Source organism: Glycomyces albidus, from assembly GCF_009451885.1.
Taxonomy (GTDB): domain Bacteria; phylum Actinomycetota; class Actinomycetes; order Mycobacteriales; family Micromonosporaceae; genus Glycomyces; species Glycomyces albidus.
Genome location: NZ_WIAO01000021.1, coordinates 25,034 through 41,861, shown reverse-complemented (window position 1 = coordinate 41,861; position 16,828 = coordinate 25,034). Strand labels below are relative to the sequence as shown.

Annotated in this window: 16 protein-coding genes; 10 read left to right on the top strand and 6 right to left on the bottom strand. The window is 71.0% G+C overall.

The window, feature by feature from the left end; genetic code table 11:
- Positions 1–62: 62 nt before the first annotated feature.
- Together GFD30_RS16745 and GFD30_RS16740 are read right to left on the bottom strand one after the other, a co-directional pair.
- Positions 63–914: a hypothetical protein gene (locus tag GFD30_RS16745; RefSeq protein WP_153026345.1), complete on the bottom strand. Its 852-nt coding sequence runs from the start codon at positions 912–914 to the stop codon at positions 63–65.
- Positions 915–1,009: 95 nt separating this feature from the next.
- Complete coding sequence (locus tag GFD30_RS16740) at positions 1,010–1,711, bottom strand: LppM family (lipo)protein (protein ID WP_153026344.1); 702 nt, start codon at positions 1,709–1,711, stop codon at positions 1,010–1,012.
- Positions 1,712–1,957: 246 nt separating this feature from the next.
- On the opposite strand from GFD30_RS16740, the gene GFD30_RS27980 reads away from it, so the two are divergent.
- Positions 1,958–2,467, top strand: coding sequence for a DUF2752 domain-containing protein (locus tag GFD30_RS27980; RefSeq protein WP_322633334.1), 510 nt, complete (start codon positions 1,958–1,960; stop codon positions 2,465–2,467).
- A 68-nt stretch (positions 2,468–2,535) separates the two neighbouring features.
- Here GFD30_RS27980 and GFD30_RS16730 read toward each other — a convergent pair whose 3' ends face one another.
- Both GFD30_RS16730 and GFD30_RS16725 read right to left on the bottom strand, forming a co-directional pair.
- Entirely contained in the window at positions 2,536–3,357 is an 822-nt protein-coding gene (locus tag GFD30_RS16730) for a DUF4097 family beta strand repeat-containing protein (protein ID WP_153026343.1), read from the bottom strand.
- 11 nt (positions 3,358–3,368) lie between these two features.
- Positions 3,369–3,860, bottom strand: coding sequence for a hypothetical protein (locus tag GFD30_RS16725; protein ID WP_153026342.1), 492 nt, complete (start codon positions 3,858–3,860; stop codon positions 3,369–3,371).
- A gap of 204 nt (positions 3,861–4,064) precedes the next feature.
- Between GFD30_RS16725 and thyX the strand changes: the two genes are divergently transcribed.
- The 3 genes from thyX to GFD30_RS16710 all read left to right on the top strand — a co-directional run bounded on the left by thyX (position 4,065) and on the right by GFD30_RS16710 (position 7,557).
- Positions 4,065–4,817 carry an FAD-dependent thymidylate synthase gene (thyX, locus tag GFD30_RS16720; protein ID WP_153026341.1) on the top strand — a complete coding sequence of 251 codons (753 nt, stop codon included), beginning with the start codon at positions 4,065–4,067 and terminating at the stop codon, positions 4,815–4,817.
- A 155-nt stretch (positions 4,818–4,972) separates the two neighbouring features.
- On the top strand, positions 4,973–5,866 hold the full coding sequence (dapA, locus tag GFD30_RS16715; RefSeq protein WP_153026340.1) for a 4-hydroxy-tetrahydrodipicolinate synthase: 894 nt from the start codon (positions 4,973–4,975) through the stop codon (positions 5,864–5,866).
- A complete protein-coding gene (locus tag GFD30_RS16710) occupies positions 5,866–7,557 on the top strand; it encodes a ribonuclease J (RefSeq protein WP_153026339.1) in 1,692 nt (563 codons plus the stop codon). Before dapA ends, GFD30_RS16710 begins: the two co-directional genes overlap by 1 nt.
- A gap of 143 nt (positions 7,558–7,700) precedes the next feature.
- Here GFD30_RS16710 and GFD30_RS16705 read toward each other — a convergent pair whose 3' ends face one another.
- Positions 7,701–8,402 (bottom strand): SDR family oxidoreductase, encoded by a 702-nt coding sequence (locus tag GFD30_RS16705; RefSeq protein ID WP_153026338.1) that lies wholly within the window; start codon positions 8,400–8,402, stop codon positions 7,701–7,703.
- A 74-nt stretch (positions 8,403–8,476) separates the two neighbouring features.
- Between GFD30_RS16705 and GFD30_RS16700 the strand changes: the two genes are divergently transcribed.
- Positions 8,477–11,062, top strand: coding sequence for an FtsK/SpoIIIE family DNA translocase (locus GFD30_RS16700; RefSeq protein ID WP_227996496.1), 2,586 nt, complete (start codon positions 8,477–8,479; stop codon positions 11,060–11,062).
- Positions 11,063–11,103: 41 nt separating this feature from the next.
- On the opposite strand, the gene GFD30_RS16695 is transcribed toward GFD30_RS16700, so the two are convergent.
- The gene (locus GFD30_RS16695) at positions 11,104–12,201 is read right to left on the bottom strand and encodes a hypothetical protein (protein ID WP_153026337.1); all 1,098 of its coding nucleotides are present in this window, start codon (positions 12,199–12,201) and stop codon (positions 11,104–11,106) included.
- A 222-nt stretch (positions 12,202–12,423) separates the two neighbouring features.
- Between GFD30_RS16695 and rimO the strand changes: the two genes are divergently transcribed.
- The 5 genes from rimO (at position 12,424) to pspM (ending at position 16,808) form a co-directional block, all read left to right on the top strand.
- Complete coding sequence (gene rimO, locus GFD30_RS16690; RefSeq protein ID WP_322633333.1) at positions 12,424–13,902, top strand: 30S ribosomal protein S12 methylthiotransferase RimO; 1,479 nt, start codon at positions 12,424–12,426, stop codon at positions 13,900–13,902.
- Positions 13,899–14,477, top strand: coding sequence for a CDP-diacylglycerol--glycerol-3-phosphate 3-phosphatidyltransferase (gene pgsA / locus GFD30_RS16685; protein WP_322633332.1), 579 nt, complete (start codon positions 13,899–13,901; stop codon positions 14,475–14,477). Before rimO ends, pgsA begins: the two co-directional genes overlap by 4 nt.
- Positions 14,478–14,532: 55 nt before the next feature.
- The gene (locus GFD30_RS27975) at positions 14,533–14,991 is read left to right on the top strand and encodes a helix-turn-helix domain-containing protein (protein ID WP_153026335.1); all 459 of its coding nucleotides are present in this window, start codon (positions 14,533–14,535) and stop codon (positions 14,989–14,991) included.
- Positions 14,992–15,155: 164 nt separating this feature from the next.
- Positions 15,156–16,007: a PspA/IM30 family protein gene (locus tag GFD30_RS16675; protein ID WP_153026334.1), complete on the top strand. Its 852-nt coding sequence runs from the start codon at positions 15,156–15,158 to the stop codon at positions 16,005–16,007.
- A gap of 12 nt (positions 16,008–16,019) precedes the next feature.
- Positions 16,020–16,808 (top strand): phage shock envelope stress response protein PspM, encoded by a 789-nt coding sequence (pspM, locus tag GFD30_RS16670; RefSeq protein ID WP_153026333.1) that lies wholly within the window; start codon positions 16,020–16,022, stop codon positions 16,806–16,808.
- Positions 16,809–16,828: the final 20 nt, after the last annotated feature.

The window sequence follows — 16,828 nt, the reverse complement described above, 5'->3', positions numbered from 1 at the left end:
TCGACCGGGTCTCTCCGGTCTCCTCGACCGACTGTCCGCGACACCGCCGGCCGGCTTTCGGGTCAGCCGGCGGTCGTGCTCTCGGGGGCGGGGCTGGTCTCGTCCTGCGTCTCAGGTGCGGGTGTGGTCGCGGTGCCGCCCTGGCCGGTGTCGGCCGACGGGCTCTCGCTCGGCGTCTCGGACGCCGACGGCGACTCGCTGGGGGAGGCGCTCGCGCTGGGCGTCTCGGACGGGGACGCGCTCGGCGAGGGCGATTCGCTCGGTGACTCCTCGGCGGTCGTGCCGTCCTCGGCCGGGCTCTCGACGATCACCGTCGTGGTCGAGTCCGGGACGGTGGTGATGAGCCGCTCGGGGTCGCCGGTGAGCGCGCCGAAGGCGTAGAGCGTGCCGACGGTGAGGCCGAAGACGAGGACGCTGGAGACGAGGATCGCCAGCAGGGTCCGCTTGCCGGAGGCCGATTTCGCGACGTGCGTCTCCGGTTCGGGGGCGGGGATCGCGGCGGTCGTCTCGTCGCCCTGCTCGTCTGTGCCCTGCGAGTCTGCTGCGGCGTCGGCGACGGCCTCGCCGGGGAGTTTCGCGGTGGCCCTCGCCTCGCCGGGGTCGCCGGTGCCGTTCGGGTCGAGCTCGACGGTGACCGCGGTGCCGCGGGCGGGGCCGCGCGGGGCCATGGCCTGGATCTGGGCCTTGACGCGGTCGCCGGTGCGGCGGATGGCCCGGAGGATGAGGACCGAGCCGATCGCCGAGAAGACGCTGAGGAACGCCGTGCCGGGGATCGTGCCCCAGAGGTTGAGGAGCTTCGCGAGGACCGCGCCGAGGACGGTCGCGCCGGCGGCGGCCAGCACCTGTCCGACGCTCAGCTCCAGGTTCGGGTCTTTGTCCTTGTGGCCCTTGCTCTTCGATTGGTACTGAGTCACCCGTCCCCCTTCCGCGCGGCATCGTCCGGCAGGGCGTGCGTTACCGGACCGTGATCAGCGAAGGGTTCCCAGAATACGGGCCGTGCACGTGGGGACTACGGTTTGTGCGCGAAGTAACGGCGCTCGCCGGTGGAGTACTTCCGCAGTGCGCGCCACTGCACCAGCCACAGCAGACCGGCGATGACGACGAGCGAGGCGATGCCCGCGACGAGGAACGCCCGGCCGTCGTTCTCGACCGCGGTCGCCCGCAGGTCGTACTCCTCGCCGGGGACCATGGTCCAGGTGACGGTGCGGCCGTCGAGCTCGCCGTTGTGGTCGGTGACCCGGGCGGGGAAGTTCACGCTGATGAGGATCTCCGCGTCCTCGAACGACTCCGGGTCGATGAACCCGGCCGCGCGCAGGTCCCAGTAGCCTTCGAGGCCGTACTCGCGGTCTTCGTGGGCGATGCGCAGGTAGCCCCATTCGTCGCCGCCGAACTCGGCGAACTCCGACAGCGGCCGGTCCGTGAACGTCGCGGTCTCCCCGACGAAGCCGCCCTCGTCGAATGGGGTCCGCTTCCCGCCGGGGACGCCGTCGAGGAGCGCGTCCATGAACGCGTCGAGCTCGGCCCGGTCGAGGCCCTGCTCCTCGGCCTGCTCCAGGAAGTCGCGGCTCCAGGCCGCGGTGAACTCCCCGCCGACCGTGTCGTCGGAGCGGACTTCGAGGCCGAGGTCGAGCCGGACGCAACCGGAGGCCGCGACCAGCAGCCCGACCGCTCCGGCGGCCGCGAGCACCCGGCGCGCATGTTCTCCCAGCATGGTCCGAGCCTAAGCCCGCGAATCGGACGAATCAGCGCTTTCGCCCCCGCGAGGCGGCGATTTGTCGGCTCCGGAGGTGCCGGCCCCGACCGGTGCGCCCGCTCCCGCCGTCTCGGACACCGGCCGGCGGCCCTGTCGCACCTCCATGCCACCGTAGAGGACCGGGCCCGGCGGACGGGACCTCGCGGCTCTCGCCGTGCCCGGCGACCGCCCGCCGCCCGCTAGGCTGTTCGGTGAGGAGGGCTTGTGTGCGCAGTCGATGAGGTGACCCTGGAGTCGCGGCCGGAACCCGGGCGGGCGCCGCGCAGGCGCGGCAACCCGGTCAAGCGCTGGGTGACCGACGTCGTCGTGCGGCCCTGGTTCGCGCCGCTCGCGATCCTCTCGTGCTTCGCGGCAGCGGCCGCCGGCGTGGCCGCCACCGACCCGACCGACAACACCGGCCAGACGACCTGCCTGTTCAAGCTCGCCACCGGCTTCGACTGCCCCGGCTGCGGTGGGACCCGCGCCTTCTACTACGTGATCACCCTGAACCTGCCCGAGGCCGCGCGCCACCACGTCATGGCCGTGTTCGCCGCCCCGTTCCTGGCCTGGATGTACCTCGCGTGGGCCCTGCCGCGGATCTTCCCGAAGCGCACCTGGCGGCTCCCCACGTTCCACCTCACCCCCGGGCTGCTCACCGCGTTCCTCGCCGCGTGGGCCGCGTTCACCGTCCTGCGGAACCTCCCGTGGGAGCCGTTCACGTTCTTCTACGTGTGAGATCGGGACACGAAGCGGCCCGGCCGCCGAGGCGACCGGGCACGCATTGTGGGTGTTGGAATGAAGTCTTAAGCGAACGCGCTCGCACGGTGCAGGTAGATGTCGCCCGACACCGATCGCGCCCGCACCTCCAGGCTCGTGCCGTCGGTCGACGGCGCCGGCGAGGTGTCGCCGGTGGCCAGCTCGGAGGTCACCGAGCCCGCCTTCGCGTCCAGGTCCACCCAGAGGTCGGTGCCGGGGACCACGCCGAGGCTGATGCGCCCCGAGACCGTGTTCGCCTTGACCGAGCCGGAGCGCAGCGCCCCGAGCTCGATGCCGCCCGAGAGGGTGTTCACGTTCGCGTTCGAGTCGAGCCGCTCGGCCGTGATCGAGCCCGCCACCGTCTTCGCGGAGAAGTCCCCGCCGACGTGGTCGGCCCGGACCTGGCCCGAAGCGGTGTTCGCGCGGAAGTCCTCGATCGCGTCGATGACGCTGATCGAACCCGACACGGTGTTCGCCCGCACGCTCGTCGCGCTCTCCACGGTCGCCGACCCGGCGACCGTGTTGATCGAGACCGCGCCGAGCTTGCCGTGGAGGCTGATCGGCGCCGACGTCGTCTTGACCGACACCTCCGAGCGGACCGGCAGCCGGACCGAGAGGTGCACGCCGATCTCCTTGCGGAAGAACCAGTTCTGCGGCTTCTCGGGCGCCACCACGCGCAGGTGGCCGTTCTCGAACGACACGCTCGCGAGGTCGGCCGCGTCCGAGTCGCCCTCGGTGCGGCGCTGCGCGGGCTTGATCTCCACGAGCACGGTGTCCAGCTCGTGGGCGGTGACGGTGACCGAGCCGTCGGCGAGGGTGATCGCCGCCGTGACCGGGCCGTCGTGGGTGAATTCGGTGTACTCGTTCATCCTTGGTGCTCCTAAGCCCGGGCGTAGCCGGTGATGCGCTGGCTGTACTTCGCGCCGGCGGGCTGGCCCGAGGTGCGCGAGGCGTGGACCGCGTTGTTGATCGCGCGGACCAGCCAGGCGTTGACCGAGAGGCCGTCCTTGGAGGCCGTGCGTTCCACGTCCTCCTTGAGCGACTCCGGCAGGCGCAGCGTGATCCGGGCGACGTCGTCGTCCACCGGCGGGGCCGGCGGCGGCGCGGCCTCGGCGGTCTCGCCGCCACTGACGCGCAGGTCGACCTCCTTGCCGCGCACCCGCAAGTCGACCGACGCCGAAGAGCCCGCCTGGTCGAGCCCGGCGGTGATCTCGGCGGCGGCCTCGGAGAGGGCCTCCATGAGCGCCAGGCGCGCACCGGCGTCGAGCGCTTCCGACAGCAGTTCCGCGGTCCGCGCGGCGTCCTCCCCGCCCGGCGCGGCGGCGGCGGTGAGGCTCCGGCGGAGCGATTCGATATACGGCGTCAAGTCCATGACACCATCATGACATCATTTCTGACGTCTGTCAAGCGGCGCGCTGGAGCCGAAGCGCGGCGCCCGCCACGCCCGCCCCATCAAGAACACGCGATCCCCTCGCGCAGCCGGGCGCGTGCAGGGACACACTCGCCCGCCGAGTACCCTCAGGGAGTCGAGAACCAGCAGTAACAGGCACCAGACACGAAACGAGGGGGAGCGGGGATGCCCGAGATCGTACCGATGGACGTCCGACTCATCGCCTGGACGCACTTCGAGGCCCCGCCCGACGTCCCCTGGGAGACCGACGCCGACGGCGGCCAGGCCCTCGCCGAATTCGCCGGCCGCGCCTGCTACCAGTCCTGGACCAAGCCCAACCCCAAGACCGCCACCAACGCCGGTTACCTCGACCACATCCTCCAAGTCGGACACCTCTCGGTCCTCGAGCACGGCACCGTCAGCTTCTACATCAGCGGCATCTCCCGCTCCCTCACCCACGAGCTGATCCGCCACCGCCACTTCTCGTACTCCCAGCTCTCGCAGCGCTACGTCCCCGAGCGCGACGCGCACATGGTCGAGCCCGAAGTGATCGCCGCCGACCCCGAACTCCACCAGCGCTTCCTCGCCGCGGCCGACGCCGCCCAAAGCGCCTACAACGACCTCCTCGAAGGACTCGAGAAGAAGTTCGCCGACATCGCCAACCCCACGCTGCGCCGAAAGCAGGCGCGCCAAGCGGCGCGATCGGTACTCCCCAACGCCACCGAGACCCGCATCGTCGTGACCGGCAACTACCGCGCCTGGCGCCACTTCATCGCCATGCGCGCTTCCGAGCACGCCGACGTCGAGATCCGGGCGCTGGCAGTCGAATGCCTCAAGCAGCTCCAGGACAAGGCCGCGAACGTCTTCGCCGACTTCCGGATCACGAAGCTCGACGACGGCACCGAGGTCGCCTCCAGCCCCTACGTCACCGAGGGGTAGAGCCGCCAGGCGCACCGCCCGCAGCCGCCGGACGCGGTCCCCGATCCGCGCGGACCGGTTCGCAGCCGCGGGCGCACGAAACTTGAGACAGTTATACGAAGCGAGCGGCCGGGCGCAGGCGCCCCCGCCGCCGGAATCAGCATTGGTGAAAGCAGATGCGCAACGCAACGCGCCCCTTCGGGCGAACACTCGCGGCGATGATCACGCCGTTCACGCCGTCAGGGGAGCTCGACGTCCCCGGCACGGCGGCCCTCGCGCGCCACCTCGTCGACGAGCAGGGCTGCGACGGCCTCGTCCTCAACGGCACCACCGGCGAATCGCCCACCACCACCGACGCAGAGAAGACCCAGGTCATCGAGACCGTCGTCGACGCCGTCGGCGACCGCGCCCACATCGTCGCCGGCGCCTCCACCTACGACACCCGTCACTCGGTGCACCTCGCGCAGGCCGCCGCGAAGGCCGGCGCGCACGGGCTGCTCCTCGTCACCCCGTACTACAACAAGCCCACCCAGGCCGGCATCGCCGCCCACTTCGAGGCCATCGCCGACGCCACCGAGCTGCCCGCGATGCTCTACGACATCCCGCCGCGCTCGGTCCTCGGCATCGCCGAGGACACCTACGAGCGCCTCGCGAAGCACGACCGGATCATCGCGGTGAAGGACGCCACCGGCGACCTCGTCAAGGCCCAGCGCGTCCGCGTCGCCACCGGCCTCGCCTTCTACTGCGGCGTCGACGAGCTCAACCTCGCCGCCTACGCCACCGGGCAGATCGGCGTCGTCTCCGTCGTCGCGCACCTCCTCGGCCGCCAGATCAACGCCATGTTCGACGCGTTCGACGACGGCGACCCCGCCAAGGCGTCCCAGATCAACGACGCGATCCTCCCCGCCGTCTGCGCCCTCATGGGCCAGGGGCCGGGCGTCGTCGCGGTCAAGTCCGGCCTCGCCTCCGCGGGCCTGCCCGCCGGCGAGCCGCGCCTGCCGCTGCTCCCGGCCGACACCGACCTCTCCGCCCTCATCGCCGCCCGACTCGCCGACCTGAAGGAGGCCTGATGGGCCTGACCCGACCCAAGAACCTCGGCGCGCCCGCCGCCCTCCCCGACGGGGCCCTGCGGGTCATCCCGCTCGGCGGCCTCGGCGCCATCGGGCGCAACATGACGCTCTTCGAGTACGACGGGCGGCTGCTCATCGTCGACTGCGGCGTGCTCTTCCCCGACGTCGACCAGCCCGGCGTCGACCTCATCCTGCCGGACTTCACGCCGATCCTCGACCGCCTCGACGACATCGAGGCCATCGTCGTCACCCACGGCCACGAGGACCACATCGGCGCGATCCCGTTCCTGCTCGAGCACAAGAACGACATCCCCGTCGTCGGCTCCCGCTTCTCGGTCGCCCTCGTCGAGGCCAAGCTCCGCGAGCGGCGCATCAAGCCCGCCGGGATCGTCGTCGCCGAGAACGAGACGCTCCAGCTGGGTCCGTTCGGCTGCGAGTTCCTCGCCGTCAACCATTCCATCCCGGACGCGCTCGCCGTCGCGATCCGCACCGAGGCCGGCCTGGTGCTCCACACCGGCGACTTCAAGATGGACCAGCTCCCGCTCGACGGGCGCATCACCGACCTCGCCGGCTTCGCGCGCCTGGGCGACCAGGGCGTCGACCTGCTCCTGTCGGACTCCACGAACGCCGAGATCCCCGGCTTCGTGACCTCCGAGCGCCAGATCGGCGCCGTCCTCGACAAGCTCTTCGAGGACGTCAAGGGCCGCATCATCGTCGCGTCCTTCGCCAGCCACGTGCACCGCGTCCAGCAGGTCATGGACGCCGCCTACGCGCACGGCCGCAAGGTCGCGTTCGTGGGCCGCTCGATGGTCCGCAACATGGCGATCGCCCGCGACCTGGGCCTCATGCACGTCCCCGACCACCTGCTCGTGAGCATGGACGAGGCGGTGCGCCTGCCGAACGACGAGATCGTCTACATGTCGACCGGATCGCAGGGCGAGCCGATGAGCGCCCTCGGCCGCATGGCCTCCGGCGACCACCGGCACATCACCGTCGAGCCCGACGACACGGTCATCCTCGCGTCGTCCCTGGTGCCCGGCAACGAGACCGCGGTCTACGGCGTCATCAACCGCCTCGCGCGCACCGGCGCCACGGTGATCCACAAGGACGTCGCGAAGGTCCACGTCTCCGGCCACGCCCCGGCGGGCGAGCTGCTGTACGTGCTCAACGTCGTGAAGCCGTCCAACATGATCCCGGTCCACGGCGAGGCCCGCCACCTGCAGGCGCACGCGCGGCTCGCGATCGAGTCCGGCGTCCCCGCCGACCAGGTCATCGTCATCGAGAACGGCGACGTCGTCGACCTCGTCGACGGGCGCGCTCGCCTGGTCGGGCACATCCCGAACAACCTGATCTACGTCGACGGCCTCTCCGTCGGCGACGTCGGCGAGCCGGTCCTCAACGAGCGCCGCGTCCTCGGCGACGGCGGCTTCATCGCCGCCACGGTCGTCATCGACTCCGAGAACGGCAAGGTCGTCGGCGGCCCCACCGTCTCGGCGCGCGGCTTCTCCGAGGACCCGAAGGCGTTCGACGGCGTCCTGCCGCTGATCGACGACGCCATGGAGCGCGCCGCGCAGGACGGCATCACCGACCCGCACCAGCTCCAGCAGATCCTCCGGCGCATCGTCGGCAAGTGGGTCAACGACACCTACCGCCGTCGGCCGATGATCGTGCCGCACGTCCTCGAGGTGTGACCGCCCGGGGAGTCTGAGTGGGACTCATGTACGCGGCGGGACCGCGGCCACCAGGCCGCGGTCCCGCCGCGTTGTCGTACCCTCGCGCTATTTTTGTGCCAGGGGTCCCTTATGGGAGATTTATCGGTTTAAATCATGATTTGTCAGTTCTTCGAGCGGATCGGGAGCGGATTCGGCGGTTCCGTCCGCAGCTCGTTCACGACCATGTCCGCCGGGGCGTCGAGCACCGTCATGATCGTGGTCGCGACCGTGTCCCGGCTCATCGCGCGGGCGGGGTCGTAGTCGGCGCCGTACTGGTCGCGGAGGCCGCGCTGCATGTCGGTGTCGAAATGCGACGGGTAGAAGCTCGTGACCCGGATGCCGTTCGCCTGCTCCTCGGCGCGCAGCGCGTCCGCGATCGCCTTGAGGGCGTGCTTGCTCGCCGCATAGGAGCCCAGCCGCGGCGCGGCGCTCAGGCCCGCGCCCGAGTTCAGGAACAGCACATGGCCGCGCGCCGCGCGCAGCGCCGGCAGCAGGAGCCGGGTCAGTTCGGCCACGGCGACGACGTTGACCGCCATCGTCCGCTGCCACCACTCGAGGGTCTCGTCGGCGACCGCGTTGACATTGAGGACGCCGGCATTGTGGACCAGCGCGTCCAGCCGCTCGACGCCGAGCGCGGCGACCGCCTCGGCGAGCGAGCCGGGGTCGGCGAGGTCCGCGACGAGCGCCTGCGCGTGCGGCACGCCTTCGAGCGCGGAGGCGGTGCGGGCGTGCGCGATCACGGTGTCGCCGCGCTCGCTCAGCCGCTCGGCCAGGGTCCGGCCGAGCCCTCGTCCGGCACCGGTGACCAGGATCGTTTTTGACATGCAGTCACATTAGTCCCTCCCGTGGGGCCCTTCACGTCGATGCCGAGCGGCGTGCGGGCGGTAACGTATGCACCATGATGGCCAGGACGAGCGGAAAGGGCGGCACCGCCCGCAAGGGGAGTGCACCCGCGGCGCGCCGGAAGGCCGCCCCCAAGAAGTCCTCGAACACCGCGGCGAAGAAGACCGCTGCCAAGAAGACCGCGGTCAAGAAAACCGCGGCGAAGAAGGCCGGCGCGAGCCAGACCGCCAAGCGCACCGCGAAGAAGACCGCGGCGAAGAAGCGCGCCGACGCGATCCCCGGGCCGCTCGAAGCGCTCGGGATGGGCCTGCGCGGCCTGTGGATCGGGACGGCCCGCACCACCGGCTGGATGGCCCGCTCGGTCGGCAAGGAGGCCGCGACCGCCCGCGAGATCGACCCCGCGCACCGCCGGGACGGCCTCGGGCTGCTCCTCGTCGCCGCCGCGATCGTCCTCGCCTGCGCCGTCTGGTTCGACGTGGCCGGGCCGGTCGGCGAGCGGTTCGCGTTCATCCTCGACTGGCTCCTCGGCCTCGCCACCCGGGCGCTCCCGGTCCTGCTGGTGCTGTGGGGCGTCCGCGTGATGCGCCAGACGCCGCCCGAGGGCGCGCACGGCCGCTCGCTCGTCGGCTGGACCGCGATCTGGCTCTCCAGCCTCGGACTGCTGCACCTCATCTCGGGGCTGCCGGCCGACATGGGCGAGCGGATGGCCGCCGGCGGCCAGATCGGCTGGATCGTCGGCAGCGGCCTCGCCGCCGGCGTCTCGGCGTACGTGGCGTTCCCGCTCCTGGTGCTCCTCCTGCTGTTCGGGGTCCTGGTCGTGACCGCGACGCCGCTGAACCAGGTGCCCTCGAAGCTCGCGCATCTGTGGGGCCTGGCCACCGGCAAGGTCGAGGACTACGAGGACGACGAGGAAGCGGCCGAGCCGCGCCTCACGCGCGCCGAGAGCCGTGAAGCGAAGCGCCTCAAGGAGGAAGAGGCCCGCCGCGCCCACCACCCGACGACCGTCCTGCCGCGGCTGGCGCCCGAGGAGGTCCCGGACCTGGGCGCCGACGAGCCGGAGGCGCCGCCGCGCCGCTCCGCGCCGATCTCCGAGCCCGAGCCGGTGCGCGAGCCGCCGAAACACTCGCCGCCGCCGGTGAAGACCGAGCAGCCGACCCTCTCGGACGGCGCCTCCGACGGCGACTACCGGCTCCCGCCCATGGACATCCTGCCGACCGGCCCGGCCGCCAAGAAGCGGTCCAAGGCCAACGACGTCGTCATCGCGGCGCTCCAGGAGGTCTTCGCGCAGTTCAATGTGGACGCCGCCGTCACCGGTTTCACCCGGGGGCCGACGGTCACCCGGTACGAGGTCGAGCTCGGCCCGGCTGTGAAGGTCGAGCGGATCATCCAGCTCGCCAAGAACATCGCGTACGCCGTCAAGAGCGCCGACGTCCGGATCATCAACCCGATCCCCGGCAAGTCCGCGGTCGGCATCGAGATCCCGAACACCGACCGCGACGACGTCGCCCTCGGCGACGTGCTGCGCTCCCCGCTGGCCCAGTCCGACCCGCACCCGATGATCGTCGGCCTCGGCAAGGACGTCGAGGGCGGCTACATCCTCACGAACCTGACCAAGACCCCGCACTTGCTGATCGCCGGGTCGACGGGCTCAGGCAAGAGCTCATGCATCAACAGCCTCCTGGTCTCCACGCTCATGCGGGCCACGCCCGAGCAGGTCCGGATCCTCCTCATCGACCCCAAGCGGGTCGAGCTGGCGACCTACGAGGGCATCCCGCACCTGGTCCACCCGATCGTGACCAACCCGAAGAAGGCGTCCGACGCGCTCCAGTGGGTGGTCAAGGAGATGGACATGCGGTACGAGGACCTCGCCGCCGCCGGGGTCCGGCACGTCGACGACTTCAACCGCAAGGTCCGCGCCGGCGAGGCGAAGGCCCACCCGGCCTCGGGCCGCGAGTTCCGGCCGCACCCGTACCTACTGGTCATCGTGGACGAGCTGGCCGACCTCATGATGGTCGCCGCCCGCGACGTCGAGGACTCGGTCGTGCGCATCACCCAGCTCGCGCGCGCCGCCGGCATCCACCTGGTGCTCGCCACCCAGCGGCCCTCGGTCGACGTCGTCACCGGCCTCATCAAGGCGAACGTGCCCTCCCGCCTGGCGTTCTCGACCTCCTCGCTCGCCGACTCGCGGGTCATCCTCGACCAGCCCGGCGCCGAGAAGCTCGTCGGCCGCGGCGACGGCCTGTTCCTGCCGATGGGCGCCTCGAAGCCCGAGCGGATCCAGGGCGCCTGGGTCTCCGACAAGGAGATCGAAGCGGCCGTGGCGCACGCGAAGGCCCAGATGGACGCCCAGTACATCGAGGAGGTCACCGCCCAGCCCGGCTCGACCCGCGAGATCGACCCGGACATCGGCGACGACCTCGAACTGCTCATCCAGGCGATCGAGCAGGTCGTCACCACCCAGTTCGGTTCGACCTCGATGCTCCAGCGCAAGCTCCGCGTCGGCTTCGCGAAGGCCGGGCGGCTCATGGACCTCATGGAGACCCGCGGCGTCGTCGGCCCCTCCGAGGGCACCAAGGCCCGCGACGTCCTCGTCAAGCCCGACGAGCTCGACGCCGTCATCGCCTCGATCCAGGGCGAATAGCGAAGGGCCGGTCCGCCGCGGACCGGCCCCTCAGCGCAGGTTTACTCGAAGCTCGCCGTCAGCTCGTGGGTCTTGTCGCCGGAGATCGGCATCGAGACGCCCTCCTCGGGCCACTCGACCGGGCCGTCCGGGTGGAACTTCAGCGTGAACACGAGGCTGTCGGCCGGGATGTTGTACAGCATCGTGTACGTCCGCCAGATCCCGTCGCCCCACTCCTCGTCGACGTGCTCGACCGAGACCGCGGTCAGCCCGCCGTTCGCGTCGGAGACCTTCAGGGCCTCCTTCGGGTCGATGTTCCACTCCAGGCCCGAACCGGACTGCAGCCACCCGAAGCTGATGTTGAGCACGGCCGCGTCGGGGGCGGACACCCAGCCCTTGCCGGGCCGGTAGACCTCGCGGGTGAGCGTGAACTCCGTCGAGTACTGCCAGTCGTCGAACCAGTACTCGTAGCTGCCGCTGGTGGTGCGGCCGTCGACCGAGTTCTCCACGACCTCGGTCGTGACGGTGTCGGTCGAGCCGTTGTACAGCGCCTCGATCAGGCCCTCGCGGGTGCGCGAGCGCAGGTCCATCGTCTGGGCCCGCTCGGAGTCGACGACCTCCAGGGTCACGGGCGCGTCCTTCTCGGCGACCGCGAAGTACACCGATCCGGGCTGAGGTGCCTCGCCGGCGAAGTCCCACTGCTCCTCGCCGATCGTGAGCGTCGCGCTCAGCTCGGTGAGGTCGTCGACCGCGTACGGCGCCTCGACGCCCGGCTCGGGTGCGAACTGCACCAGCGTGAACTCGTACCCGTCGGGCGGCGGCAGCAGCCGGTAGCCGTCGGCGAGCAGGTACTCGAGCTGGAAGTCCTCGGGGACCTCCTCGAACGACGCCAGGCACTCGACGCGGAGCGCGAAGTGCGCGCCGCGGAGCAGGCCCTCGTCGCCCTCGAACCGGTTCTCGCCCTCGGCCGGGCAGATCGACACGGGCACGTCGTCACTCGAAACGGTGTATCCGGCGGGCGTGTTGACGGTGCCGGTGGGCACCGCGCCGCAGGCGGCGGCGGTGAACGCCGCGGCGGCCGCGACGACCGCGTACGCGGACCTGCGGGCACGGCGAATTCGGGGGCTCCTGTGGGCGGGGGCGATGCCTTTGGGGGACATGGAACAAGCCTAGGGTATGGCCGCAACGGCCGTCGACGCGATGTTGCCCCAGCACAGGAGGGACGAGAATGACCCGAAACGTCCTATCCGCATTCGGTGCATACCGTCAGTGACCGGACGGGAGCGGCCGCAGAGTAAGACGCGCCACTCTACCGCCCCGGCGAGGGTGACCCTGCCCGCCGCCCCGGGCGCTCACCGCCCGCTCCTGGGTACGCTTTCCTGGTGTCATCAGCTCATTCGACCCGATCCCAGGACTCGGCGACGCGCGACGCCTCCAAGAGCGTCGCGCTCCTGACGCTCGGCTGCGCCCGCAACGAGACCGACTCCGAGGAGCTGGCCGCCCGCCTGGCCGCCGGCGGCTGGCGGATCAGCGACGACGGCGAGAACGCCGACGTCGTCATGGTCAACACGTGCGGCTTCATCGAGCAGGCCAAGGCCGAGTCCATCGACGTGCTCCTGGAGGCGTCGGGGACCGGCGCCAAGGTCGTCGCGACCGGCTGCATGGCCGAGCGCTACGGCCGCGAGCTCGCCGAGAGCCTCCCTGAGGCCGACGCCGTCCTCGGCTTCGACCACTACCCGGACATGGCCGCCCGCCTCGACGACATCCTCGCCGGGCGCACGGTCGAGTCCCACCAGCCGTCCGACCGCCGCAAGCTCCTGCCCCTGGCTCCGGCCGCGCGCCAGAGCGCCGCCGCGGTCGTCCCCGGTCACTCGCGCGCCGCGCAGGCCGACGGCGCCGCACTCGCCGAAGGCGCCCCCCGTCACCTGGCGGTCGTCCGTAAGCGCCTCACCGACGGCCCGGTCGCCAACCTCAAGCTCGCCTCGGGCTGCGACCGCCGCTGCACGTTCTGCGCGATCCCGACCTTCCGCGGCTCGTTCGTCTCCCGCACCCCCGAGGAGATCCTCGCCGAGGCCGCCTGGCTCGCCTCCGAAGGCGTCAAGGAGCTCAACCTCGTCTCGGAGAACACCACCTCCTACGGCAAGGACCTGCCCGACCCGCAGGCCCTCGAGCACCTGCTCGAAGGCATGGCCGCGATCGACGGCATCGAGTGGATCCGCCTCTCGTACCTTCAGCCCGCCGAACTGCGCCCGAGCCTGATCGAGTCGATGCTCCGCACCGACAAGGTCGTCCCGTACTTCGACCTGTCCTTCCAGCACTCCTCGGCGAAGGTGCTGCGCCGGATGCGCCGCTTCGGCTCCACCGAGAACTTCCTCGCGCTGCTCGACCAGATCCGCGAGCGCGCCCCGCTCGCCGGGGCCCGCACCAACGTGATCGTCGGCTTCCCCGGCGAGACCGAGGAGGACGTCGAGGAGCTCATGGGCTTCCTCGAGGCCGCCCGCCTCGACTCGACCGGCGTGTTCGCGTACTCCGACGAGGACGGCACCGAAGCGGTCGCCCTCGACGGGCACGTCGACGAGGACGTCGTCTCCGAGCGGCACACCCGCGTCGCGATGCTCGTCGACGAGCTGGTGAGCCAGCGCGCCGCCGAGCGCGTCGGCGAGACGATGACCGTCCTGGTCGAGTCGGTCGAGGACGACGGCGTGGACGGCCGGGGCGCCCACCAGGCGCCCGAGGTCGACGGCACGGTCGCCCTCGTGGGCGAGGTCGAGGGCCTGGAGGTCGGCGACTTCGTCACCGCGAAGGTCGTGGACTCGCACGGCGTGGACCTGGTCGCGGAGATCGTGGAGGAGGTCTGGTGACCACCGACCAGCCGGTCTCGCCGTGGAACATCGCGAACGTGGTGACCGTGGCGCGGATCTTCCTGGTGCCGGTGTTCGCGGTGTTCACGGTCCTGTCGGGGATGGAGCACTCGGGCTGGCGGGTCGCCGCGTGCCTGCTGTTCGTGTTCATCTCGGCGACCGACTTCGTGGACGGCTGGCTGGCGCGCTCGCGCGGCCTGGTGACCGATTTCGGCAAGCTCGCCGACCCGATCGCCGACAAGGCGATGATCGGCACCGCGCTGGTCCTGCTGAGCTACTACGGGGCGCTCCCGTGGTGGGTGACCGTCGTCATCCTGGTGCGCGAGCTGGGGATCACGGTCTGGCGGATGGCGGTGGTGCGCCGCACGGTGATCGCCGCGGACCGCGGCGGCAAGCTGAAGACCGTCCTGCAGATCACGGCCGTGTCCTGGTATCTGTTCCCCTGGCCGGAGCCGCTCGCCGCGGTGGGGCCGTGGCTGATGGGGGCCGCGCTCGTCCTCACGGTCCTGACGGGAATGGATTACCTCTGGAAAGCATTCAAATTGAGGAAGAGCGAGCCGAACCGGACGAGCTAGGCTTGCGGGACCCGTTTAGGCTCGAGTGAGCGATCGCGGCGGTGAGGAGAACCCTATGGTGTTGTTGCGGGAACTGCTGGGAGAGACCCTGCGGCGCCGCCGCCGCGCGCAGAAGCGGACGCTGCGGGACGTGTCGAAGCAGGCCAATGTGAGTCTCGGCTACCTCTCGGAGATCGAGCGGGGCCACAAGGAGCCGTCGAGCGAGCTGCTCGCCTCGGTGTGCGGTGCGCTGCAGGTGCGCCTGTCCGAGGTGCTGGCAGAGGTCTCGCGCGAGGTCGCCGCGCACGAGCGGGGCGAGGCGCAGGGGCAGCAGCCTTCGCCGCAGGGCCGCCAGGTCGCGGTGCTGCCGCTGCCGCGCGAGCAGGCCGCCGCGGAGGAGTCGCGCCGCCGGCGCAAGCAGATGTACGGGGCCGGGGGTTTCAAGGCCGCGCCGCCGCAGTCGCCGATCGCGCAGGTCCGTTCTCGCCACCGTCGTGGCGAGGTGACCGATTCGGTGGTCAGTGCGGCTGCCTGACTGCGTACCTGTGGGGCGCACCCGATGATGTAGTTTTGCGATTGAGGCGTCACCCCTGTCCCGCATGAGTGGCGCCGATGTCCGACACTAGAGGCAAGTCGGCGTTGCCTTAACCAATTCATGGCTCGCGAGCTTCGCCAAGGCTCACCGGAAGGACCCCGATAATGGCCAATCCGTTCGTCAAGGGCTGGAAATACATGATGGCGCTCTTCGGTGCGAAGATCGACGAGTACGCCGACCCCAAGATCCAGATCCAGCAGGCGATCGAGGAAGCGCAGAAGCAGCACCAGGCGCTGGTGGGGCAGGCCGCTTCGGTGATCGGGAACCAGCGTCAGCTGGAGATGAAGCTGAATCGTGCGATGTCCGAGGTGGAGCGGCTGCAGGCGCAGGCGCGCCAGGCGCTGGTGCTGGCCGACAAGGCCCGTGCCGACGGCGATGAGGCGAAGGCGCAGCAGTTCGAGTCGACCGCTGAGATCCTCGCGGGGCAGCTGGTCTCCACTGAACAGTCCCTCGAGGACATGAAGGTGATGCACGACCAGGCGCTCACCGCTGCGGACCAGGCGAAGAAGGCCGTTGAGAACAACCAGATGATCCTGCAGCAGAAGCTTCAGGAGCGCACGAAGTTGCTGGGCCAGCTGGAGCAGGCGAAGATGCAGGAGACGATCGCCGCGTCCCTGGAGTCGATGTCGCAGACGGCCGCTCCGGGCAACACCCCGAACTTCGACGAGATCCGGGACAAGATCGAGGGCCGCTACTCGAACGCGATGGGCCGCGCCGAGCTCGCTTCGAACTCGGTCGAGGGCCGCCTGCTGGAGGTCAACCGGGCCACTCGCGACATGGCGGGCGCCTCGCGCCTGGAGCAGATCCGCGCGTCGCTTGAGGGCGACCAGCTCTCGGGCGGCAAGGAGAAGGCGCAGATCGAGTCGAAGGAGTCGGTGACGAACGCCCGGCTCGCCGACATCCGCGCGTCCCTCGGCGACGAGGGCACCGCGGAGGCGGACAAGACCAAGAGCTAGGAGCACCCCCCGGTGGACGCCAAGGAGCGCAAGCGCGCGTTCAAGCGCCTGCGGTCCCGCCTGGCCTCCGCCAAGGGCTGGACCACCACTGCCGGCGGCGCTGTCGCCGGCAGTGCGTTCTTCATCCCGTACGAGGGCATGGGCGGCCCGGACGGGGTCTGGGTGACCGTGGCGGGGTTCTCCACCGCGATGGCGGTGGTCCGCTGGCTCGACTACCGGCGCCTGGCGCGGGCGCTGCCGGCGGCGGAGCGGGACTCGCTCGAGCTCCACGGCCCGGCGAAGCTGTCGAAGGAGGCCCAGGGCCTGTTCGGCGAGGCGGCGCAGGCGATCCAGCGGGGCCGGATCCGGAACCAGTTCAAGCACAGCCGGGCCCTGCGCCACTACGAGCGCTTGGAGCAGGCGTCGCTGGCCGCCGAGCGGATGGCCGAGCGCCTCAAGGGGAACGAGGAGGCGGTGGCGATCCTCGCGGGGGCCGGGAAGGCCGGGCGGGAGCTGTACCAGCTCGCGCTGAGCGTCAAGGACGTCGAGCAGGCGATGGCGGTCTCGCCGTCGATGAAGCGCCCCGGTCTGCAGGACGGGCTCGACCGGATGGTCGACCGGCTGGACGCGGGCGTGACGGCGTACGAGGACATGGTGAGCGCGGCGGGGGAGTGCCTGGCCGGGTCGATCGGGCTGCAGCACGAGTTGTCGGCGCACCGCGCGGACGAGACCCTCGACATGCTCACGGACGCGGCCGACCGGCTGCGTGCGGCGGGGGACGCCGCCAGCGAGATCCGCGGCAGGATCGGTCCGCCGCGCTGAGCACCGAGTACGTGAGACTG